Source organism: Pseudomonas sp. G7(2022) (genome assembly GCF_052660475.1).
In genome coordinates, this window is sequence record NZ_CP109659.1 from 3170074 (window position 1) to 3193223 (window position 23150).

17 protein-coding genes and 2 pseudogenes are annotated in these 23150 nt (G+C 59.7%); 16 read left to right on the plus strand and 3 right to left on the minus strand.

Going from position 1 to position 23150, the window contains the following annotated elements; genetic code table 11:
- The 7 genes from NE357_RS14250 to NE357_RS14280 all read left to right on the plus strand — a co-directional run bounded on the left by NE357_RS14250 (position 1) and on the right by NE357_RS14280 (position 8498).
- The gene (locus tag NE357_RS14250) at positions 1 to 1842 is read left to right on the plus strand and encodes an ABC transporter ATP-binding protein (RefSeq protein ID WP_169430413.1); all 1842 of its coding nucleotides are present in this window, start codon (positions 1 to 3) and stop codon (positions 1840 to 1842) included.
- Entirely contained in the window at positions 1839 to 2147 is a 309-nt protein-coding gene (locus NE357_RS14255; protein ID WP_085730909.1) for a (2Fe-2S)-binding protein, read from the plus strand. The genes NE357_RS14250 and NE357_RS14255 overlap by 4 nt, the downstream gene beginning before the upstream one ends.
- On the plus strand, positions 2129 to 3505 hold the full coding sequence (locus NE357_RS14260) for an FAD/NAD(P)-dependent oxidoreductase (RefSeq protein ID WP_169430414.1): 1377 nt from the start codon (positions 2129 to 2131) through the stop codon (positions 3503 to 3505). Before NE357_RS14255 ends, NE357_RS14260 begins: the two co-directional genes overlap by 19 nt.
- Positions 3502 to 4656: an NAD(P)/FAD-dependent oxidoreductase gene (locus tag NE357_RS14265; protein ID WP_169430415.1), complete on the plus strand. Its 1155-nt coding sequence runs from the start codon at positions 3502 to 3504 to the stop codon at positions 4654 to 4656. The genes NE357_RS14260 and NE357_RS14265 overlap by 4 nt, the downstream gene beginning before the upstream one ends.
- Positions 4653 to 5810, plus strand: a complete 1158-nt coding sequence (argE, locus tag NE357_RS14270) for an acetylornithine deacetylase (protein WP_169430416.1) — start codon at positions 4653 to 4655, stop codon at positions 5808 to 5810. Before NE357_RS14265 ends, argE begins: the two co-directional genes overlap by 4 nt.
- A 123-nt stretch (positions 5811 to 5933) precedes the next feature.
- Positions 5934 to 7391 carry an NAD-dependent succinate-semialdehyde dehydrogenase gene (locus tag NE357_RS14275; protein ID WP_169430417.1) on the plus strand — a complete coding sequence of 486 codons (1458 nt, stop codon included), beginning with the start codon at positions 5934 to 5936 and terminating at the stop codon, positions 7389 to 7391.
- Positions 7392 to 7418: 27 nt separating this feature from the next.
- Complete coding sequence (locus NE357_RS14280) at positions 7419 to 8498, plus strand: tartrate dehydrogenase (RefSeq protein ID WP_169430418.1); 1080 nt, start codon at positions 7419 to 7421, stop codon at positions 8496 to 8498.
- Between the two features lie 54 nt (positions 8499 to 8552).
- Here NE357_RS14280 and NE357_RS14285 read toward each other — a convergent pair whose 3' ends face one another.
- A complete protein-coding gene (locus tag NE357_RS14285; RefSeq protein ID WP_169430419.1) occupies positions 8553 to 9479 on the minus strand; it encodes a 2-hydroxyacid dehydrogenase in 927 nt (308 codons plus the stop codon).
- Positions 9480 to 9765: 286 nt separating this feature from the next.
- Here NE357_RS14285 and gabT point away from each other — a divergent pair, with 286 nt between their 5' ends.
- The 3 genes from gabT to NE357_RS14300 all read left to right on the plus strand — a co-directional run bounded on the left by gabT (position 9766) and on the right by NE357_RS14300 (position 12345).
- Complete coding sequence (gene gabT / locus NE357_RS14290; protein WP_169430420.1) at positions 9766 to 11058, plus strand: 4-aminobutyrate--2-oxoglutarate transaminase; 1293 nt, start codon at positions 9766 to 9768, stop codon at positions 11056 to 11058.
- Positions 11059 to 11154: 96 nt separating this feature from the next.
- The gene (locus NE357_RS14295; protein ID WP_169430421.1) at positions 11155 to 11811 is read left to right on the plus strand and encodes a 2-haloalkanoic acid dehalogenase; all 657 of its coding nucleotides are present in this window, start codon (positions 11155 to 11157) and stop codon (positions 11809 to 11811) included.
- A 45-nt stretch (positions 11812 to 11856) separates the two neighbouring features.
- Positions 11857 to 12345, plus strand: coding sequence for an Lrp/AsnC family transcriptional regulator (locus NE357_RS14300; RefSeq protein WP_027616181.1), 489 nt, complete (start codon positions 11857 to 11859; stop codon positions 12343 to 12345).
- 58 nt (positions 12346 to 12403) lie between these two features.
- Here the strand turns inward: NE357_RS14300 and NE357_RS14305 are convergent, their stop codons facing one another.
- On the minus strand, positions 12404 to 13867 hold the full coding sequence (locus NE357_RS14305) for an aldehyde dehydrogenase family protein (RefSeq protein ID WP_169430422.1): 1464 nt from the start codon (positions 13865 to 13867) through the stop codon (positions 12404 to 12406).
- Positions 13868 to 14581: 714 nt separating this feature from the next.
- On the opposite strand from NE357_RS14305, the pseudogene NE357_RS14310 reads away from it, so the two are divergent.
- Positions 14582 to 15211 (plus strand): annotated as a pseudogene (locus tag NE357_RS14310) (PAS domain-containing protein); the annotation flags it as partial.
- A 159-nt stretch (positions 15212 to 15370) separates the two neighbouring features.
- A pseudogene (locus NE357_RS14315) lies at positions 15371 to 15847 on the plus strand (methyl-accepting chemotaxis protein); the annotation flags it as partial.
- Positions 15848 to 16030: 183 nt separating this feature from the next.
- Here NE357_RS14315 and NE357_RS14320 read toward each other — a convergent pair.
- Positions 16031 to 17584, minus strand: a complete 1554-nt coding sequence (locus NE357_RS14320; RefSeq protein ID WP_249314283.1) for a sensor domain-containing diguanylate cyclase — start codon at positions 17582 to 17584, stop codon at positions 16031 to 16033.
- A gap of 607 nt (positions 17585 to 18191) precedes the next feature.
- On the opposite strand from NE357_RS14320, the gene NE357_RS14325 reads away from it, so the two are divergent.
- The 4 genes from NE357_RS14325 to msrA all read left to right on the plus strand — a co-directional run bounded on the left by NE357_RS14325 (position 18192) and on the right by msrA (position 22700).
- On the plus strand, positions 18192 to 20252 hold the full coding sequence (locus tag NE357_RS14325) for an ATP-binding cassette domain-containing protein (RefSeq protein ID WP_169432642.1): 2061 nt from the start codon (positions 18192 to 18194) through the stop codon (positions 20250 to 20252).
- 87 nt (positions 20253 to 20339) lie between these two features.
- Positions 20340 to 21317 carry an ABC transporter substrate-binding protein gene (locus NE357_RS14330; protein WP_249314438.1) on the plus strand — a complete coding sequence of 326 codons (978 nt, stop codon included), beginning with the start codon at positions 20340 to 20342 and terminating at the stop codon, positions 21315 to 21317.
- The gene (locus NE357_RS14335) at positions 21314 to 22240 is read left to right on the plus strand and encodes a homocysteine S-methyltransferase family protein (RefSeq protein WP_445576617.1); all 927 of its coding nucleotides are present in this window, start codon (positions 21314 to 21316) and stop codon (positions 22238 to 22240) included. Before NE357_RS14330 ends, NE357_RS14335 begins: the two co-directional genes overlap by 4 nt.
- On the plus strand, positions 22233 to 22700 hold the full coding sequence (gene msrA, locus NE357_RS14340; protein ID WP_169430424.1) for a peptide-methionine (S)-S-oxide reductase MsrA: 468 nt from the start codon (positions 22233 to 22235) through the stop codon (positions 22698 to 22700). The genes NE357_RS14335 and msrA overlap by 8 nt, the downstream gene beginning before the upstream one ends.
- Positions 22701 to 23150: the final 450 nt, after the last annotated feature.

Below are 23150 nucleotides of genomic sequence, written 5' to 3' on the forward strand. Positions count from 1 at the left end.
ATGACCCAATTGATTCGAGTTGAAGACCTGCGCGTGGTCGCTTGCGGCGAGCACGGTGAAACCGAAATCGTCAAAGGCGTGAGCTTTGCCCTGGAACAAGGTGAAGTGCTGGCGTTGATCGGCGAATCGGGCTCGGGCAAGACCACCATTGCCCTCGCGCTGTTGGGTTATGCCCGACGGGGCTGTCGGTTGTCCGGCGGCGTGGTACAGGTCGGCGAGCACAACATGCTTGCGCTGAGCGAGCAGCAATTGCAGGGCCTGCGCGGCAATCGGGTGTCGTATATCGCGCAGAGCGCTGCGGCGGCGTTCAACCCGGCGAAGAAACTGATCGACCAAGTGGTGGAGGGCGCCTTGATTCACGGCCTCGGCACCCGCGCCGCCCTTGAGGCCAAGGCCATTGAACTGTTTCGCGATCTGGCCCTGCCGGACCCGGATCATATCGGCCAGCGTTACCCGCACCAGGTGTCCGGCGGGCAACTGCAGCGAGTGATGGCGGCAATGGCGCTGATCAGTGATCCGTTGCTGGTCATCCTCGACGAACCGACCACGGCGCTCGATGTGACGACCCAGATCGATGTGTTGCGGGCGTTCAAACGCGTGGTGCGTGACCGTGGCGCAACAGCGGTGTATGTGTCCCATGACTTGGCTGTAGTGGCGCAAATGGCCGATCAGATCGTCGTGCTCAATGGCGGTCAGATATTCGAACAAAGCGCCACGGCGGCGCTGCTCAAAGGCCCGAGCCATGAATACACCCGCAGTTTGCTGGCGGCCGCGCGGCCCGACACGACGATCCGCCCACCGGGTGGTATTGCAGAAGAAACCCCGCTGCTGACCATTCGCGGCCTGACCGCCGGTTACGGCAACAAGAACACCCAGGGCATGCCGGCTATTCGTGTCCTGGAAGACATTGATCTGACCGTGCGCCGGGGCCAGGCGATTGGCGTGATCGGCGAGTCAGGTTCGGGCAAGTCAACGCTGGCCCGCGTGGTGGCCGGCTTGCTCACGCCGGCATTGGGCGAGCTGACCTTTGACGGGCAACCGCTGGGCGGTTGTCTGTCCGAACGCAGTGACGAGCAATTCCGGCGGATCCAGATGGTGTTCCAGAACGCCGACACGGCGCTCAATCCGATGCACAGCATCAGCACGATTCTGAGTCGGCCGCTGAAGATGTATTTCAACCTCAAAGGCGCGGCGTTGCGCGAACGTATCGACGAGTTGCTGGACCTGGTGCGCCTGCCGCGAGCCCTGGCCGAGCGTCGTCCAAGCGAGTTGTCCGGCGGGCAGAAGCAGCGGGTGAACCTGGCGCGGGCATTGGCGGCCAAACCCGATCTGATCCTCTGCGATGAAGTCACCTCGGCGCTGGACACCGTGGTCGGTGCAGCGATTCTTGAATTGCTCCGCGATTTGCGTGAGCAACTCGGCGTGTCCTACCTGTTCATCAGTCATGACATCTCCACCGTACGCGCCCTGTGCGATGACGTGGTGGTGATGTACAGCGGCCACAAGGTTCAGGCCGGCAGCCGCCAGTCGTTTGCGCAGGCACCGTTCCATCCCTACACCGATCTGTTGATTCACTCGGTGCCGGAGCTGCGCCAGGGCTGGCTGGAAACCTGCGGGACCACCTGCGGCGAACTGCCGCCCATCGGGCCAAAAGCCAACGTCGCCGAGCTGTGCACCTTCCTCAATCGCTGCCCGGTGCGCGTCGATGGCCTGTGTAACCGTACGGCACCCAACCGCCGAATCATCGACGGTGGCAGTGAAATTCTCTGCCACCACGACAGCGTCGAACTGCTGAAAACCCAGCGGGACGTGACCACCTTCAATCAGGGAGCCTATGCATGAGCGCTCGTTTTGTGAGACTGGCCGAGCAGGGTCGGGCGACCGTCAGCTTGACCGTGGATGGCGTGCCCATCAGGGCGTTGCAGGGCGACACATTGATGGTCGCATTGCTCACTCAGGGCAATGCGTTGCGCCAGTCGGAATTCGATTCCGGTCGACGTGCCGGGTTCTGCCTGATGGGCGCCTGCCAGGATTGCTGGGTGTGGACGCGCAGCGGCGAGCGTCTGCGTGCGTGCTCCAGTGAAGTCCGTGAAGGACTGGATCTCGTCACCACACAACCGGAGGCGACATGGCCACTGCACGGGTAGTTATCGTCGGCGCCGGCCCTGCGGGGATTCGCTGCGCCGAGACGCTGGTGAAGGCCGGCTTCAAACCGGTCCTGATCGATGAAAATCGCCGCGACGGCGGCCAGATCTATCGACGCCAACCCGAAGGTTTCACCCGCGACTACTGCGCGCTGTACGGCACTGAAGCGGCCAAGGCGCGTGACCTGCACGAGAGTTTCGAGCGCTTGCGCCCACACATCGATTACCGCCCCGACACGTTGGTGTGGAATCTGGTGCCCAGGCAATTGTGCTGCGTCAGTCAGGGGCACCATACGACGGTGGACTACGACGCGCTGATCCTCTGCACCGGCGCCACGGACCGTTTGATGCCCATTGAGGGCTGGCAGCTGGCGGGCACCTACAGCCTCGGCGGGGCGCAGATCGCGCTCAAGTCGCAGGCGGTTTCCATCGGCCATCGCGTGGTGTTCATGGGCAGCGGTCCGCTGCTGTATCTGGTGGCCAGCCAGTATGTGAAGGCCGGCGCCAACGTCGCTGCGGTGCTTGATACATCGCCACTGAGCAAACGCATCGTCGCGCTGCCGAAGATGCTCGCGCGGCCCGGCGTGTTGCTCACCGGGATGAAACTGTTGGCGCAGTTGTATCAGGCGAAGATACCAGTGCATCTGGGGATCAAGCCGGAGCTGATATCGGGAGATGCCACCGGCGGCGTCAGTGGTGTGCGCGTGCGCTCAGCCAAAGGCGAAACCCTGGACATCGACTGCGATGCCGTGGCCCTGGGGTATCACTTGCGTCCGGAAACCCAGCTGGCCGATCTGGCCGGATGTCGCATGCGTTTTGATGAAGCGTCCGGCCAATGGTGGCTGGCGCTTGATGAAGAAGGCCGCACTTCGGTCAGCGGTGTGTATGCCGCCGGCGACGGCGCCAGGATTCGCGGTGCCGATGCGGCTGAACATGCCGGGCGTCTGGTGGCGATGGCGCTGCTCGAGGATCAGCAAAAACCGGTGGATACCGTATTACGCGCAGAGCAACGGCGCGCATTGGCGGTGATGGATCAGTTCCGCCTCGGTCTGGCGCAGGCATTTCCCTGGCCCGCCGAACAGGCCGGGGCCTTGCCGGATTCGGCGATTGTCTGTCGCTGCGAGATGATCAGCGCGGGCGAACTGCGCCGTACGGTCAGTGAAAAGGGCGCGTGCGAAGTCAATCGGGCCAAGGCCTTCAGCCGGGTCGGCATGGGCCGTTGCCAGGGCCGCTACTGCTCGCAGGCCGGCGCCGAAGTGATCGCCGCCGCAGCCGGCGTCAGTGTGCAACAGGTCGGCCGCCAGCGCGGTCAGGCCCCCGTCAAACCGCTGCCGATGGTGATCATCGAGGAACCGTCATGAACCCGCACAAAAGTGATGTATTGATTATCGGCGGCGGCATCATGGGCGCGGCGTCAGCGTTTTTTCTGCGCCAGCGCGGGCACTCCGTGACCCTGCTCGAGCGCGACCAGATTGGCCAATACGCCAGCGGCGTCAACTTCGGCAACGTGCGGCGTCAGGGCCGTTATCTGGGGCAACTGGAATTGGCCAACCGTTCGTTTGCGCTATGGAAGCGCTTGCCGGAGCTGATTGACGACGATCTGGAGTTCATCGCCAGCGGCCACATGCGCGTGTGTTACCGCGAAGACGAAATTGCCGAGCTCGAAGCGTATGCCGCGGCGCCGGAAGCGGCGCAACTGGATCTGCAGATCTATCGCGGCGCTGAACTGCATCGGCGCTTTCCGTTTCTGGGGCCGGACGTGAAGGGGGGCTCCTACGCACCGCACGACGGTCACGCCAACCCGCGTCTGGCAGCACCGGCATTCGCCCGGGCGGCGCGGCGGATCGGTGCGCGTATCGAAGAACAGACCGAAGTGGCCGAAGTGCAGAAAACCGCAGGCGAGTTCTGCGTTACCACCACCGATGGCCGGCAATATCGCGCCGCACAACTGCTGATCACCGCCGGCGCCTGGGGAGAGAAACTGTCCGCGCAGTTCGGCGAACCGGTACCGCTGGACACCCACGGCCCGCAGATGGCGGTGACGGAACCGGTGCCGTACGCCTTGCCGACGGTGATTGGCGTGTTCACCAAAATCCCTGAGGAAGTCATTTATTTCCGGCAGATTCCACGCGGCAACATCATCATTGGCGGCGGCTATCGCAGCAAACCGGACATGGTCAATCGCCGTGCCTATGTCGAGCCACGCAGCATCCTCAACCAGATCCGGCAAATGCGCCGACTGCTGCCGGGTGTCGGCAATCTGAACATCATTCGGGTCTGGAGCGGCATCGAAAGCTATCTGCCGGACTCGCTGCCGATCATGGGGCCAAGCGGCACGGTCGAGGGTCTGTATTACGCATTCGGCTTCTGTGGCCATGGCTTCCAGTTGGGGCCGGGCGTCGGAGATGTCATGGCTGAATTGATCAGCACCGGCAGCACCTCCACGCTGATCGAACCCTTTTCCATACGCCGGTTCGCCCCCTTGGCCGAACAACGGAGCAAAGCCTCATGAAACCCCGTGTACTGGAGATTCTCAAACGATTGATTGCGTTCGATACCGTGTCCTCGGAATCGAACATGGCGTTGATCGAGTACGTTCGCGAGCTGCTGCTGAGCAAGGGCATCGAGTCGCTGATCGTCAAGGACGAAAGCGGCAAGAAGGCCAATCTGTTTGCCAGCACCGGCCCGAAAGACCAACCGGGCATTCTGCTGTCCGGCCACACAGACGTGGTGCCAGCTGCGGGGCAGGCGTGGACTGTTCCACCGTTTCAGGTGACGGAGCAGAACGGGCGGGTTTACGGGCGCGGCAGTTGCGACATGAAAGGCTTTATCGCGCTGGCCATCGACGCGATGCTGGATGCTGCTGACCATTCCCTCAGCCGTCCGCTGCAACTGGCGCTGTCACACGACGAGGAAATCGGCTGCGTCGGCGTGCGACGTTTGCTCGATGTGCTGCATCTGGCGCCGGTGCGGCCGTTCCTGTGCCTGATCGGCGAACCGACCAACATGCAGTTTGTGCTGGGGCACAAGGGCAAGGGCTCGTACCGCACCTATTGTCGGGGGCTGGAGGCGCATTCTTCGCTGGCGCCGCGCTCGGTCAACGCGATCCACGTGGCCTGCGATTTCATTGCAGCGTTGCGTGAATCACAGCGTCAACTGCAGGAGCAGGGCGCCCGGGATGCCGATTACGACGTGCCTTACACCACCGTGCACGTTGGCCAGATCGGCGGTGGCCGGGCGCTGAATATCGTGCCGAATCTGTGCACGGTGGATTTTGAAGTGCGCAATTTGCCGGCGGATGATCTGGAACAGATTCTCGCCCAGATGCAGGAGCGTGCCGAGTTGATCGTGCGCGAGGCGAAGAAGCTTTCGAGCGTGGCGGCCATCGAGATTGAAACGGTCAACGTCTATCCTGGCCTGGACACCCACCCGAGCGTCGAAGCGGTACGGTTCCTGAAAAATTTCGCGGCGCCGGATACCACGACGTCCAAGGTTTCGTTCGGCACGGAAGGCGGATTGTTCAAGCAGCGTCTGGATGTGCCGGTGGTTGTCTGCGGGCCAGGTTCGATCGAGCAGGCGCACAAGCCCGACGAGTTTATCGAGAACAGCCAGATGGAGGCGGGGGAGCGCTTTCTGGAGGGCTTGCTCGGTTCGCTGAAACGATAGAAAACAGCAGTTCTGCTGTTCCACCGCCAATTTCAGCAGCCGACACTGTCCGTCAAGCGCTTTCAGCATCCTCATCCGCCGAGTCTCCCTAGACTGGAATCTGTCTCGGATCAGGACTCGACCATGCTCAAGAATCGTTTGAAAGACCCCGGTCTTCTCGCAGAACTCGCTTATGTGAACGGCCAGTGGATCGGCGCCGATGACGGCGCGACCCTAGATGTCATCGACCCGGCCAGCGGCGAATTGATCGGCCGCGTGCCCGCCATGCAAGGCGTGGAAACCCGTCGCGCCATCGACGCCGCCGAACGGGCCTGGCCCGCCTGGCGGGCACGGCCGGCCGCCGAACGTGCGGCGCTGTTGGAGCGTTGGTATCAGGCGATGATCGACAACCTCGACGATCTGGCGCTGATCATGACTTGCGAACAAGGCAAGCCGCTGAATGAAGCCAAAGGTGAAATCCGCTACGGCGCGGGTTTCGTCAAATGGTTTGCCGAAGAGGCGCGGCGGATTTACGGCGAAACCATGCCGGCGCCCAGCGGTGACCGCCGACTGTTGACCCTCAAGCAACCGGTGGGTGTCTGCGCGGCGATCACGCCGTGGAATTTCCCCAACGCAATGATTACCCGCAAGTGTGCTCCGGCCCTGGCGGCGGGGTGCCCGATCATCGTCAAACCGTCGGATCTGACGCCGCTGTCGGCGCTCGCATTGGCGGTGTTGGCTGAGCGCGTCGGCATTCCGGCCGGGGTGTTCAATGTGCTGACCGGCATGCCCGCCGGGATTGGCGAGGAGCTGACCGGCAACCCGACGGTGCGCAAGATTTCCTTCACCGGTTCCACTGCGGTGGGCCGTTTGCTGATGCGCCAGAGTGCCGAACACATCAAGCGATTGAGCCTGGAGCTCGGCGGCAACGCACCGTTCATTGTGTTTGACGACGCTGATCTTGAGCAGGCGATTACCGGGATCATGCTGAGCAAGTTTCGCAACGCCGGGCAGACCTGCGTCTGTGCCAACCGGATTCTGGTGCAGGACGGCATTTACCAGCGTTTTGCCCAGCGTCTGGTCGAGGAGGTCGGCAAACTCAAGGTCGGCAATGGCCTGCAGGACAACGTGACCATCGGCCCGCTGATCAACAAGGCGGCCGTGAGCAAGGTGGCCCGCCACATCGATGATGCCTTGAGTCAGGGCGCGCAGTTGCTCTGCGGCGGCGTTCCCGAGGGTGACAGTCAATTTGTGCAACCGACGGTGCTTGGCGATGCCCACGCCGGCATGCTCCTGGCCAACGAAGAAACCTTCGGCCCGGTCGCGCCGCTGATGCGGTTCACCGACGAAGCCGAAGCCTTGGCGCTGGCCAACGCCACGCCGTTTGGCCTCGGCGCCTATTACTTCACTCAAGATTTGCGTCGCTCATGGCGTTTCGGCGAAGCGCTGGAATTCGGCATGGTCGGCCTCAACACCGGAATCATCTCCATGGAAGTCGCGCCGTTCGGCGGCATCAAACAATCGGGCCTGGGCCGTGAAGGCAGCAAATACGGTCTCGACGAATACCTTGAAGTCAAAGCCTTCCACATCGGCGGCTTGTAACTTCACAACAACGGGGAGCCACAACTGATGAGCAAGGTCTTCAAGATCGCCGCGATTGCCGGCGACGGGATTGGCAAGGAAGTGCTGCCCGAGGGGCTGCGGGTTCTGGAGCAGGCCGCGAAGAAATGGCAACTGGACTTGAGCATTGAAGTGCTCGACTGGGCGCATTGCGATTATTACCTGGAACACGGGCAGATGATGCCCGAGGACTGGTTCGAACAGCTCAAGGGTTTCGACGCGATTTACTTCGGCGCCGTGGGCTGGCCGGAGAAAGTGCCGGACCATATTTCCCTGTGGGGGTCGCTGCTGAAGTTCCGCCGCGACTTCGACCAGTACGTGAATATCCGCCCGGTGCGCTTGTTCCCCGGGGTGCCATGCCCGTTGGCCGGACGCGAACCGGGGGACATCGATTTCGTGGTGATTCGCGAGAACACCGAAGGCGAGTATTCATCGGTCGGCGGCAAGATGTTCGAAGGCACCGAGCATGAGTTCGTGCTGCAGGAATCGGTCTTCACCCGCCGGGGTGTCGACCGGATTCTCAAGTTTGCCTTCGACCTGGCCCAGACCCGGCCACGCAAGCGCCTGACCGCAGCGACCAAGTCCAACGGCATTTCGATCAGCATGCCGTACTGGGACGAGCGCACCGCGCTGATGGCCGCGCAGTACCCGCAGGTGACGTGGGACAAGCAGCACATCGATATCTTGTGCGCGCGCTTCGTTCTGCAACCGGATCGATTCGATGTGGTGGTGGCGTCGAACCTGTTCGGCGACATCCTCTCCGACCTGGGGCCCGCGTGTGCCGGAACCATCGGCATTGCGCCGTCGGCCAACCTGGATCCGCAGCGACGTTTTCCGTCACTGTTCGAGCCAGTGCATGGCTCGGCGCCGGACATCTATGGGCAGAACATCGCCAACCCGATTGCGATGATCTGGTCAGGGGCGCTGATGCTCGATTTCCTGGGCAACGGTGACGAGCGTTATCGCGCAGCACACGACGGGATCTTGCAGGCGATCGAGCGGGTGATCGCCGAGGGACCGATCACCCCGGATCTGGGCGGGAAGGGCTCGACCCAGGATGTCGGCAAAGCCATCGCCGAGTTCCTCTGAAGCTTCGTCATCCTCTGCATGAGTGAGCCTGCTCGCTCGTGCAGAGGGTGTGAATCAGTACCCTTTGTTGCGGTCGATCTGACCGCTCATGGGCTGGCCGCGTTCGAAGCTGCGGATGTTCTCCAGCAGGACAGCAAATGCGCTTTCCGGCTGGGTCATCGCCGCGATATGCGGCGTCAGCAGAATCTGCGGATGGCCCCAGAAGGGATGATCCGCCGGTGCCGGTTCGTTCTGCACCACATCCAGCACCGCGCCGCTGAGTTGCCCGCTGTCCAGCGCTTCGAGCAAGTCCTCTTCCACCAGATGCCCACCGCGCCCCATGTTGATCAGTGCCGCGCCATGCGGCAATTGGCGAAACAACTCGCGGTCGAGAATGCCACGGGTCTGCTCGGTCAGCGGCAATACGCACATCACAATGTCGCACTGGCTCAGAAACGCCGGCAACTGCTCGCGACCGGCAAAGCACTCGACGCCGGCAATCCGATGCGCACTGCGCGCCCACCCCTTGAGGGCAAAGCCCAGGGGCTGCAAGGTGGCGAGAATCTGCTGCGCCTGAGTTCCGAGGCCCATCACCCCCACCCGACGCTGATGCGCCGGCTGCAGCAGGTGCGCCTGCCAACAGCGCGCCATCTGCTGCTGGCGATAGCGCAACATATCCCGGTGCAAGCTGAGCACGGCAAAACTGGCGTACTCGCACATGCCTTGGGTGATCCCGGGATCGAGCAGGCGCACCACCGGAAGACTCGCCGGGATACGGCTCAGGTCCAACTGATCGACTCCGGCCGACAACGCAAACAACACCTGCAGATTCGGCAACACCGTCTGCAGATCCTCCGGCGCCTGCCACGCCGCCAGGTACTTGATGTCTGCGGGATCACCGATGTCCGGCCAGGCGCGCCATTCGATGTCCGGGGCATGTTCGGCGAACAGTGCTTTCCACTGTTCGCCGCGCACGGGGTCAGCTTTGTAGAGCAGGGCCATGGTCAATTCCTGAGAGGGTTGAAAGTGCTCCCATCATCGCCCAACGCCAGAGCAGGATCTGTCGAAAGCAGCGCTGCGAACACTGTGCGTCATGTCATATATGCACGCGGCCGGCAGATTCGGCGGCCTGAAGGAATCTGCCGTTTGGCAGGGTGAAAACAGTCGATCCGGATTTCTCAGGGGCCAAGTTCGGCGTAGTTCGTTCCGCACAAGTCTTAATCTTAAGACCCTGTGTAACCACCTCCTGCATTCACTCCGGGCTGCCGGACTCACGAAGGGAAATGCCATGAACAGCCAAGTCGACCAAACACCTCATTTACTCCGTCAGCGTGATCAGTTCGTGCCACGCGGACTGGTCACCGCTCATCCGCTGGTGATTGATCGCGCCCAAGGGGCTGAATTGTGGGACGTAGACGGCCAGCGTTATCTGGACTTCGTCGGCGGCATCGGCGTGCTGAACATCGGCCATAACCATCCCAAAGTGGTTGCAGCGGTGCAGGCCCAATTGCAAAAAGTCTCGCACGCCTGCTTTCAGGTGGTGGCCTACAAGCCGTATCTGGATCTCGCCCAGCGCTTGTGCGAAATGATAGGCGGCGAGGAGCACTACAAAGCGGCGTTCTTCACCTCCGGCGCCGAAGCCGTGGAGAACGCGGTGAAAATCGCCCGTGCTCACACCAACCGCTCTGCTGTGATCTCCTTCCGCGGCGGTTTCCATGGACGCACCTTGCTCGGCACCACGCTGACCGGCATGAGCCAGCCCTACAAACAGAACTTCGGGCCCTTCGCGCCGGAGGTGTTTCACACCCCATATCCAAATGCCTATCGCGGCGTCACCAGTGAGATGGCGCTCAAGGCGCTGGACGAGTTGCTTGCCACTCAGGTTGCGCCGGAGCGGGTTGCGGCGATCATCATTGAACCCGTGCAGGGCGACGGTGGCTTCCTTGCCGCGCCGGCACAATTCCTCCAGGCATTGCGCGAGTTGACCCACAAGCACGGCATCGTGCTGATCCTCGATGAAATCCAGACCGGATTCGGCCGCACCGGCAAGTGGTTCGGTTTCCAGCACGCCGGCATCCAGCCTGACCTGGTCACCGTCGCCAAGAGTCTGGCCGGGGGGCTGCCGTTATCGGGCGTGGTCGGCAAAGCCGACATCATGGATTCGCCACTGCCCGGGGGCCTCGGCGGCACCTACGGCGGCAATGCACTGTCCTGCGCAGCGGCCCTGGCGGTGATCGACGCTTATGAAGAAGAAAAACTGCTCGAACGCGGCGATGCATTGGGCAAGCGTCTGCGTGAAGGTTTGCTGCAGTTGCAGCGCCGTCACCCGCAGATCGGTGACGTACGCGGCACCGGGTTCATGTTGGCCATCGAGCTGATCAAGAACGATGAAGCGCGCTCACCGGACGCGGATCTGAACCAGCGTGTGATCGATGAAGCGCGCAAAGGTGGCTTGCTGGTGATCAAGTGCGGCGTCTATCGCAACGTCCTGCGCTTCCTCGCGCCACTGGTGACGACCGAAGCGCAGATCGATGAAGCCTTGCAGATTCTGCAGGCTGCGTTGGCACGGGTATTGAACTGATGTCCGCCGGGTTCAGCGGCGCGGTCGCTGGCCAGCGTCGCTGAACCTTTTTGGCGCATGGATTGATGAAACGCATCATCGGAGGCTGTGTACACCATGGGGCTGACTGATTATCGAGCACTGCTCATCGATTGCGACGAAGTCCTGGTTGACCGTGATTCGGGGGTCTGGGCAGCGCTGCAGCCGTTGCTCGACAGCCGGGGCGGGCGCCCGGACAAGGAACAGGTGCTGGGCGAATTTCGCGAGGTGGTGCAGGCGCTCTATCCCCGCTTTGCCGAACTGGGCTTCAGCGGATTGCTGTGTTTTGCCCATCGCCAACTGGCCGAGCGCTGGAGCTTGAAAGCCAGTTGGGAGGAGGGCATGAGTTTCGCGCGTTCTGCTGCCAACTGGTCATTGTTCGAAGACGCGCCCGGAGCGATGCTGTACCTACGCAAGTTTTATCGCCTGTTGGTCGTGGGCGACCGGGATGCCGAGGATCGCGCCGTGTTGTGCGAGCACCTGGGGATTGTGGCTGATGACTTTATTTCGCTGGCCAGCGATCCGCTGCGGGACGAGGACTGGTTGAATGCCAACGAGCTGAAGCCAGTACACATTCTGCGGGTCACCCGACCCGCCGCCCGCGGTCAGGCGCTGACCGATGTGTGTCTGATCGGTCGCGAACGGGTGAAACAACCGACCCCATGCGCTGCGGATTATTGCATCAACAGCATGGCTGACCTGGTCGCACAGCATCAGATGTGTTTACGGCGCTGATTTTGCTAGTAGATTGTCCTACAAATGGCAGTCAAGAGGTTCGCAATGGAAGGTTTAGTCAAACTGGACCGCATCGACATCAGTATCCTGGTTGAGTTGCAGAAGGACGGGCGCATGACCAATGTGAGTCTGGCCGATGCCGTGGGATTGTCGGCCAGCCCCTGCCTGCAACGGGTCAAACGGCTGGAATCGGCCGGTTACATTTCCAGCTACAAGGCACACTTGAACCTGGCGAAGATCACCGAATCGGTAACGGTCTTCACCGAAATCACCCTGAGTGACCACAAGCGCGAAGACTTCGCCAAATTCGAGTCGAATATCCGGCTGGTGGATGAAGTGCTCGAATGCCATTTGATCAGTGGCGGCTACGATTATCTGGTGCGCTTCATGACGCGCAGTATTCAGCACTACCAAGAAGTGATTGAAAGCCTGCTGGATAAAAACATCGGCATTTCCAAGTACTTCAGCTACATCGTCATCAAATCCCCGGTACTCAAGGACGGCGTGCCGTTGCGCAAGTTGTTGCGGCACTGAAGTTCCATACATCCATCAGGCGCAAACAGGGGGACAGCTGACTGTCCCCCATTATTTGCTAGCCACCAAAGCCAACGATGGCTTTGGTTTCCAGATACTCCTCAAAGCCGTAGACACCAAATTCACGACCATTGCCGGATCGTTTGTAGCCACCGAACGGTGCCATGGGATTCCAGGCAGGGTGGTTGAGCAGCACTTGTCCAGCGCGGATGCGTGAGGCAACGGCACGTGCATGATCAAGGTTGCGGGATTGAACGTGGGCGCTCAGTCCGTACACCGTATCGTTGGCGATCGCGACAGCCTCATCGAGCGTTTCATAGGCGATGATGCACAGCACTGGCCCGAAGATTTCCTCCTGGGCAATGCGCATGCTCGAGTCGACCTCGGAAAATACGGTCGGTCGGGCGTAGAAGCCGGTTTCATGACCAGGCACGCGTCCTGGACCGCCGCACACGAGTTTGGCCCCTTCACTCAGGCCCGATTCGATCATGGCCTGCACACGCTTGAACTGGGCCTCATTGGCTATCGGACCGAGTACCGTTTCTTCCGATTGTGGATCCCCCACGATGATCGCGTTGGCGGTTGCGGCGGCCAGTGCCTCGACTTCCGCCAGCCGTTCCCTTGGTACGATCATTCTGGTCGGGGCGCTGCAGGATTGCCCGACGTTGCGAAACGCCGTCATCACGCCCAATGGCACGACGCTGGCGAAGTCGGCATCGGGCAGCAGCACGTTGGGTGATTTGCCGCCCAGTTCCTGGGTGACGCGTTTCACCGTAGGGGCGGCCGCCTGTGCGACCAAGGCACCTGCACGGTTTGAACCGGTGATCGAAATCATATCGATATCCGGGTGCGCAGCCATGGCGCCGCCGACCTCGGCGCCCGTGCCATTTACCAGATTGAAGACACCCGGAGGCAGGCCGGCGTCATGCACCAATTGGGCGAAAAGAAGGGCGCTCAGCGGTGACAGTTCACTGGGTTTGAGCACCACTGTGCAACCGGCTGCAATCGCCGGGGCCACTTTGGCGGTGATTTGATAAAGCGGCCAATTCCAGGGGGTGATGAGACCGCAGACGCCGATGGGTTCGCGCTCGATCGCGGTGCCGCCTTCAACCGTCTGGAAGCGATAGGTGGACAACAGGTCACGGGCAATCCGAACGTGTTCGGCCGCCAAGGGCACTTGCATCGCTCGGGCGAAACCGATGGCAGCGCCCATTTCCAGAGAAAGGGTCTGCGCAAGCGACTCTTTTCGCTCAAGGATCAGGTCGTAAATTTTGCCAAGAAAATCCGCGCGTACTTCGGCGGAGGTCGCAGACCAGCGAGGAAACGCTGCACGCGCCGCAGCGACGGCCCGATCAACGTCTTCGGCCGATCCGCTGGCGACCTCTGCAACTACGCTTTCAGTCGCCGGACTGACCACGGGCAAACTGGCAGGCGTTGCCGGCGAGCACCAGCCACCATTGATATAAAACTGTTGAGACGTAGGCGAATCCACGGGGTGGGTATTCGAAGATTGTGTTGTCATCCAACTAGCTCCTTAGAGGACTGATGGGGGCTGTTAACAGCAGGGAAGGAGGGAGGTCAGAGCAACGCCGGGGTACCGGTAAAGGCGGTGCCCTGTGGTTTGAATAAGCTAGCAAAAGTGCCCAACCGAAATATGCCGTTCTTGAAATCGGCAAGGGATAATCTGCTGTATCTCAGGGGCTGACGTTGTCTCTGTGCGATCGGGCTTTTCAGAGGCATGCGTCCGGCCAAGTCATCTACCCGACCCCGCAAAGCCAGGACATGGTGTGCACTTTAATTTAAGTGGGCACCCGTTCCAGCCTTTTAAGCGGGTATTTCCATGCAGCGTGTTCGGTGCGGCGAAGCCGCACTGCGTCTATCTGTTTGCCAATCGCCGCGCGACCCGAGTCAAAGTGGGCGTCTGGCTGGCGGCACGCGCCTGCCGACGCAGCGGGTGAGTGAAATTGATCAGTTGCTGCCGCATAAGTGGCAACCGGTTTCATCGGTGTGCGGCATGAGCGCTTATACAAAATAAGCAATTTATTGACGTCAAATCATAGTTGTGTGTAGCACTATTCATTTGCCAGATTGCCCGCCGATACCTACTTAAGTCGAATCCGTTGAAGGTCACTCCGAGGGTAAGTCCATGTTCAATAAATCACTTAAAGATGAACTACAGGCCAGGAAGGCCGAAGTCTTGGGCTATAAGGGATTGATCGAAGCACTGGGCCGCTCCATGGCGGTAGTCGAGTTTGACCTGGACGGCAAGGTGTTGCGAGCCAACGATAATTTTCTCGCCACCATGGGCTATAGCGCTGAGCAATTGCTCATGAAATCGCATCGGGAATTCTGCTCCTCTGCGCTAACTAACAGTGCGGAGTACAGCCAATTTTGGTCGCAACTGCGTGCTGGCAAGTTCGTGTCGGGTACTTTCCAGCGAATCAACTCGATGGGACAGAATGTCTGGCTTGAAGCCAGTTACAACCCTGTGATCGACGAGCGAGGCCAAGTTATTACGATCGTCAAGTATGCCCTGGACGTGACTGAAAAAGTCGTTCAAGAAGCGCTGAATCGGGGCAAGCTTGCCGCACTGGATCGCGCCATGGCCGTGATTGAGTTTGACCTCAGTGGCAATATCCTCTCGGCCAACGACAATTTTCTACACACCATGGGCTATGCCCTAAACGAGCTCAAGGGTAAGCACCACCGGCTCTTTTGCGAGGCAAGCCTGATAAATGGAAGCGACTACAGCGACTTCTGGCGTCGATTGAATGCAGGTGAGTTTTTCAGTGGTCAGTTCAAACGTATCGGCAAACACGGACGAGTGGTCTGGCTGGAAGCGACTTATAACCCTGTGTATGACGCTACTGGCAAATTGTCGAAGATCGTCAAGTTCGCCAGTGATATCACCGAGCGCATCGAGCGCTTTGAAGAGGATTCGCGCGGCGCTTCCCGGGCGTACCATATTTCCGCCGAGACCGAGAAAGTCGCCGAACAGGGCGCCCAAGTCATTCAGGAAACAGCTCGAGAGATGCGCCAGATTGCCGAAAACATTGGCGCGTCGGCGAGGCTGGTTGGTCAGTTGGGCGACCGTTCCGAACAGATCACGGCCATCGTCAATACTATTCGCGGTATCGCTGATCAAACCAATCTGCTCGCCCTTAACGCCGCCATTGAAGCGGCCCGAGCGGGCGATCAGGGCCGAGGCTTTGCGGTAGTGGCCGACGAAGTTCGGCAACTGGCGGGGCGCACCAGCCGGTCGACTGCGGAAATTGCCGAAATGATCGGCAAGATCCTTTCTGAAACCCGTGATGCCGTCGCCAGCATGAACGCAACTCAAGAGAGCGCACAACGCGGCGTCGGTCTGGCCGATCAGGCTGGCTCGGTGATCCTGCAGATTCGTAGCGGCACCAGCGACGCCGTCGAGGCGGTGAGCATGTTCGCCTCCAAACTCGACGAGTCAGAAGTGATTCCCAAAACCGCCGTCAGTTGGGTCGGGTAAAAGGCTACAACTGGTGCGCACTTGATTTAAGTGCGCACCCTGTCTTGGCTTTTTGTGCATCTGGGTAGATGACTTGGCCAGACACTTTCAGAGCCGATAGCTAACGCCCGGAGCCGCTCAGTCAATGTCTTTTTGTGGCGGGGAATGACAACCTTTTGTCCTGACAACTCAATAGCCAGTTTGCTACGGATTCGCCAGTTGGACCTGATCACGACCACTTGATTTAGCTTTGTACATGGCGCTATCGGCACGCCGAATGAAGTCGTCAAACGATTCCGATGGCGCCCACGTTGCAACGCCGAAGCTACAAGTGACCTTTCCTGCCTCGTCAAATGGGAGGGTGCTTATCAGCACTCTTAGCTTTTCTGCCAGCAGGCTCGTATCGTTCGATTCGCTGTCCGGGCAGATCAATGCGAACTCTTCTCCACCCGTTCTGCACAGCAAATCGGTTTTGCGTGTTGCCGAACGTATTCGTGCGCACAACGACTTGAGAACGTTATCCCCACATTGATGCCCCCAGTGGTCATTGATGCATTTGAAGTGATCGACGTCGAACAGGATCAGCGATAGAGGCTTGTCGTGCTTGTCAGCCTCGATGAGCAGGCGCTCCATCAAATCTTCGAAATGCCGGCGGTTATAGACACCGGTCAGGTGGTCGGTAATGTTCAATAAACGCAAGTCTTGCGTGCGCTCATCAACCAGCGAGAGGGCGCGGGCGCGCTGTGTGATCAGCAAGTACACCATCAAGGTCAGCAGCAGCGTCAATCCTACTCCGAATAATGCAATCAAACTGACGGACAGGGCGTTGCTGTTGGCGACCAGAAAAGTCGAGCTGGGTCGAAACTGGATCAGGTAATTCTGATCGGCCACTTTCAACAGCCGTTGTGTGTACAGCTCTGAAGGGGCAGCAGGGGCCTGGCTCTGATAAATGGTTTCCCCTTGATGCTGCGTGTCGATCAGTGAAAGTCTCACGTTCAGCCGTTGCAGACTGGGTAATGGGATGCCCTGTTCCATCAAAGACGCCAAGCGTACGGTGGAGACAACGAAACCCTGCAAACCATCATCCTTGGCTGGAACCTCAAGGTAGTTCTGGAATACGGGGGCGACGAAGAAAATCCCGGACTGCCCATTAGTCATTTTCAATGGTTCCGACACGACTATTTGATTTGTTTCTCGCGCCTTGCTCATCAAGGCCTGGCGACCCGGACGAGCCATGACATCCATGCCAGGAACGATCTTCACGTCATCGCGCTTCAACAGGTAGAGCAATATCCAGTGTTCCGGCCTGCTGGAGAGGGGAATTTTTTCGCCGGTGACTGGATCAATTTCATGATATGAAAAATCACTTGTACCGTTGAGGAGCGCCTTGGCGCGAAACGACTGTAGATCCTTCTCGAGAATCCTCGGTACCCAGCTATAGGCTTCGTCCTCTCCAACTAGAGGCGTGACGAATCCCAGAAACTCCTTTTCAGTGACATCGTCGGCATTGATAAAGAAATGCTTCACAACGTCCAGCTTCAAGACCTGCGTATTGAAGCGTCGTTGCAGGCGACTGAATCGTTCGTCGACCTCCAGTTGGAACGCAACGTTGACGGTGCGCTGCTCCGACCCAACGAAAAGAATCAGTACCAAGACCGTGACGGCGACACCCGCCAGGAACACCAGAGCGCAAAGGCTCACATCTGTTGCTTTGAATGCGTTCTGACGAGAAAACATCATTTCCTGTTCCTTGCTCATCGCCAAAATCGACGCACGGTCATTCAGTATTCTTTCGAGTTATCGGCACTTGCAACGACATCTTTACAGGCTATGCGAGCCGGATACTTGCCTACTCAATCTTCAGGTTTGGGTCCGTAGCCGTTAGCGAAATCATCAACAAGGTGAAGCTGGTATGGGGTGAGCGTCCGCTACATACGCGCCGGTGCGACCTGCTGGTTGTCGACAATACCTGACGTCAGCCCGTCGATGAGTCGATCAAGCGTTGACCGGCACGGCTTTGGGCCTGCGATACAGGATCGTTGTCGGTGTGCAGCACGTCCAGCCGTCGGCACGCAGCAAAGCCAGATCGCTTTGAAAAGCACCTCCGGAAAACTGGGTGGGAAGGCCTAAGCTCATTCCAAAAAGATATTTATTTAATCTTTTTAAGATCGTTTAGCTTTTAACAAAGGAAACGTGCAGCGCCTCGCTAGCGGCGTTTTTTTTGCCTCCGGCCGACCCTGTCCGCAGTCATTGCCTGAGGCTCCTGTCCATTTTTTTACCCTGAACGGCCATATATCTGGCCGTCAGCGGTTCGTCGCCCGGAGCCCTCGTGACACTTATTCAAACCTCTTTGGCAACGGTACAGATCGACTTGCCTGAACGATTGGCCCCACCCATCGACGATAGCGCCGAGGAGGGCGATGTTGTCCTCGAACTGCGAGGCGTCACTAAAGCTTATCTGCGCAAAGGCGGATCGCCGTTGCCGGCTGTCAACCATGTCAGCTTGAAGGTTCGGCGCGGCGAAGTGCTGTGCCTGATGGGCACCTCCGGCAGCGGCAAATCGACCTTGCTTCGCCATATCAATCGTTTGATCGAACCCACCAGCGGTGAGGTCTTGATTGAAGGTCAGGCTATCAGCGGCTTGAGCCACAAAGCGTTGCGGGATTTGCGCTCGCGGCGAATCGGCATGGTGTTCCAGCATTTTGGTCTTTTGCCCCATCGCACGGTGCTGGACAACGTTGCGCTGCCTCTGGAGTTGCGCGGCGAATCCGAGGCCGTCCGGCACGCAGCGGCCACCCGACAGTTACAGGCGATGGGCCTGGAGGGATGGGGCGAGCATTATCCTCACGAGTTGTCCGGCGGTATGCAGCAACGGGTCGGTCTTGCGCGGGCATTGGTGACTGATCCGGATATTCTCCTGATGGACGAGCCTTTCAGCGCACTGGATCCGACCATCCGGCGAGACCTGCAAAGCCACTTTCTGGCGCTGGTACGCGAGCGCGGGATCACCACGTTGCTGGTCACTCACGATCCTGCCGAAGCGGTACGTCTCGCTGACCGGATAGCGGTATTGCGTCAGGGACGTCTGGTGCAGTCGGGCACCCCGAAACAGCTGCTCGAGACGCCGGCCGATGCTGAGGTCGCGGATTTTTTCCGCGATTGCCTTCCAGCCGCACCGGTATTGCACGATGCCGGTGGCGCGGTACGTCAGGTTCCCGAAACGGCACCGAAGGAGCAAGCGGTTCAGCCGGGCTTGCGCGGCTGGCAAGCCCTGTTGCTCGGGCCGGCAGCGCTGGCGGCGCGGGGCAGAGGCGGGTTGTTCTGGCTCGGGTTCGCCGCAGAACTCGCGGCCCTGGCCACTGCGGTGCAAGGCATTGCGAGCGCATCCTGGATATCGGTCGTGGTGGGATTGGCCGTGCTGGCGGCCAGTCGTTTCACCGCGTATTCGCTGAGCCGTCAACCGGTGCGGCGCGCCGTTTCGAGTTGGGCGTTGCCGCTGGCGGTGCTGCTGGTCAGTCAGGCATTGGTGATCTGGCGCGTGTTGACGCCCGATACCACCCAGGCGTTCTTGCAGTTCCCGGCCAGCCGCCAGGCGCTGTTACTGACTGCACAGAGCCTGGATGATTTTATTGGTTGGTCACAGGTGACATTCGAGAGCGCTTTTGTCGGCGTGATCGTTGCGGTTCGCACGGTCATTGAAGGGATCGAAAACCTGCTCGGTTGGCTGCCTTGGCCGGTTTGTGCGTTGGCGCTGATATTGCTGGCCTGGCGCTCGGCGGGCCTGGCCCTGGCGCTCACCAGCAGCGCAGCGTTGTTGTATATCGGCCTGTTCGGGTTTTGGGAGCGGACGATTGCCACCCTGGCGCTGGTTGGTTCTTCGGTATTGATCGCACTGGTGATCGGCGTACCCACCGGCATTCTGCTGGCGAAGCGGCCGTTTGCCCGCAAGCTGCTCACGCCCTTGCTGGATGTCATGCAGACCCTGCCGACCTTTGTCTACCTGATTCCCGCTGTGGCGTTCTTCTCCGTGGGCAAGACCCCGGCGGTCATTGCGACGGTGATTTTCGCCCTGGCACCGATGATTCGTCTGACGTCCCTGGGCATTCAGGAAGTCCCGAAGGATGCCGTGGAAGCGGCAATCGCCCACGGAGCAAACCCCTGGCAAACCCTGGTGAAGGTGCAACTGCCGCTGGCGCGACGATCCCTGTTGCTGGGGATCAATCAGACCATTGTCATGAGCCTGTCGATGGTGGTGGTTGCTGCCCTGATCGGCGCTGGAGGGTTGGGTTACGACGTCATGACGGCGTTGCGCAATATCAAGGGCGGCGAGGGCGTGCTGGCCGGCGTGGCGATCGTGCTGTGTGCATTGATTCCCGATCGAATCATTCAATCGAGCTTGCGCAAGCAAGACCATCTGCATAACTGAACTGTGAGACTTATCGTGACAAAACATCTATTGCGTAACCTGAGTGCGGCCGCAGTGCTGGCTTCCCTGATCGTGCCGGCCAGCGTGATGGCCAAGGACAAAATTGTCATTGGCGAACAGAACTGGACGGGAGCCATCGCCATTCAACACATTCTAGGTGAGGTGATCAAAACCCGTCTGGACGGTGATGTGTCGTATCTGGCCGGGGACGTGCCGGTGCTGTTCAGTGCGGCGGCCAAGGGCGACGGTTCTGTGGATGTGCTGACTGACATCTGGCTGCCCAATCAGTCCGCGGCTTGGGCCAAGTACGTCACGGGAGGCACCCGCTCACTGGTACCCAATGCTCATCCTTATACCGGCGAACAAGGCTTCTACATTCCCGGTTATCTGCAAGACAAGTACGGCGTCAAATCGATCTACGACCTGAAAAAACCGGAAGTGGCCAAGCTCTTCGAGCCAGTGGGCGGCGGCAAGGCCGAACTGCTGGTGGGGCCGGCGGGCTGGGAGTCGACGTATATCGGCCAGATCAAGGCCAAGGATTACGGCTTCGCCGATAAATTCGAATCCGTGTCGACGGAAGCCTCGGTGACCTACGCCAAACTGGCCTCGGCTTACAAGGCGCAACGCGGCGTGGTGTTCTACGCCTACACCCCTGACTGGATTTTCTCGGCCTATGATCTGCGTCGCCTGGAAGAACCCGCGTTCGATGGCTACGCCCAGGACAACAAAAAAGAAGATCCTCTCTACAAGGCGGATGGCTGCTGGAAATTCGTCAGCCCGACCGTCGATCCCGACTGGCTGAACAAGAGCCACATCACCTGCGCCTTCCCGGATGCCAAGGTGTACGTCCTGGCTTCCACCGCACTGCAAAAGCGCGCGCCGAAAATTGCCGAGTTTCTGCACAATTTCGCCATCGACCCGGCACAGTTGAACGGACTGATCCAGAAGATCGAAAAGGAAAAACAGCCAGCAGACGTCGCCGCCAAGGCTTGGGTCCAAGCCAACCCTTCTACTGTTGACCAGTGGTTTGTATCGCAGGCGCCGCAAGTGAGTTCAACCCAATGACCAGAGCGAACGTACGTGTACTCGATGGTGGCATGGGACGCGAGTTGAAGCGAATCGGCGCGCCGTTCCGTCAACCGGAATGGTCGGCCCTCGCGCTGATCGAAGCGCCCGAGTATGTGCTGCAGGCGCATCAGGCGTTCGTGACAGCGGGCGCTCGGATCATCACCACCAATAGCTATGCGGTGGTGCCTTTTCATATTGGCGACGAGCGATTTGCCAAGCAGGGAAGAGCGCTGGCTGAGCGTGCCGGACGGCTGGCGCGGCAGGCCGCCGACGAAAGTACCGATGCGGTCACCGTGGCCGGGTCGTTGCCGCCGGCGTTGGGGTCGTACCGGCCGGATCTGTTCGATCATCAGCGTTCAGTAGCGATCCACCGCGAACTCATTGCCGGATTGCGAACGCACGTCGATGTGTGGCTGGCCGAAACGCAAAGCTCCATTGCTGAAGTGCGGGCGGTGGTCGAAGCCCTCGGAACGGATCCCGCGCCACTCTGGGTGTCATTCACGCTGTTGGATGAAGAGGGCCGGGAACCGCGATTACGCTCAAACGAGGCCGTTGCCGATGCGGTTCGCGTGGCGGCTGAGCTGGGGGCCAAGGCGGTGCTCTTCAATTGCAGCCAGCCGGAAGTGATGGCCGCGGCCTTGATTGAGGCACGCGCTGTGATTGAAAACCTGGATCATCCTGTCGAACTGGGGGTTTATGCCAATGCTTTCCCCCCTGTCAGTGCCAAAGCCGAGGCCAATAGCGATTTGTTGGACATTCGGCGCGATCTGGGCCCCGAGTCCTACCTGGACTGGTCGAAGTCATGGGTTGCCGCAGGGGCCAGCATTGTCGGCGGATGCTGTGGGATCGGCCCGGAGCATATCGCCCAGTTGCATTTGCACCTGCAATATCTAAAGGGGGAGGAGGCCGCGCATGAGTGATGTTCCAGGCGACGTTCTGCCAGAGCAGGCGACATTGGGTGCCGGCTGTTTCTGGGGGGCGGAAGCCTCATTCCGGGCATTGCCGGGTGTGCTCGACACACGCGTCGGGTTTGCGCGGTCAGACCTGAGCGACGCCACCCTGATCGAAGTCGTGCAAGTCGACTTCGATCCCCGACTCATTTCCTACAGCCGTCTGGTCGAACACTTCTGGACACTGCACGATCCCACGTCAGTCGACCGACAGGGTGCGGACGTCGGGGCGAAATACCGTTCCGCGCTGTTCTTCAACAGTGCCGAGCAGGCCAGACTGGCGCTTGTCGCCAGGCAGCAGCTGGATGCCAGTGGCCAGTTGGGCAAGCCAGTGGCTACGGTGATCCTGCCACTGGGTGAATTTCAAAAGGCGGATGAAGAACATCAGCGCTACCTTGAAAAACACGGTGGCAGCGCCTGTTCCATTTGATGCATATGCAACGCCTTTGACGTCCTGGATCGCTCGCAGGTGCGCCGCAGCCGTGTTGCACGCACGGTGCCTGAGTTCAAGTTGGACGTAGATGAATGGAATGATTAAGGGCAACGGCGCGGCGTTACCAACTTGCACCAGCAGCGGTACACGCTGACCTGAAGAGAAACGGCACTGAATCAGCTTCAACGGCAGCCCCTCATTGAATGACTCGCCATGAACACGAAGGACATGGCCCGTTGAGAGAGTGGACGCCAGAAGGGGGTTGTCGAATCAGCGCCTTAGGCAACTCATGAACATCTACGACATGACCTGTCGTTTAACAAGTGGGTGATGTCTGATGTTCATAAGTCTACAAGAAGCCTATCAGAGCTAGCTAAGCGGTCGATGAGTAGAAGGGTATGTTCATCGATGTATGTTCATAGTTGCTAGGCCGACACGGTGAGTGAG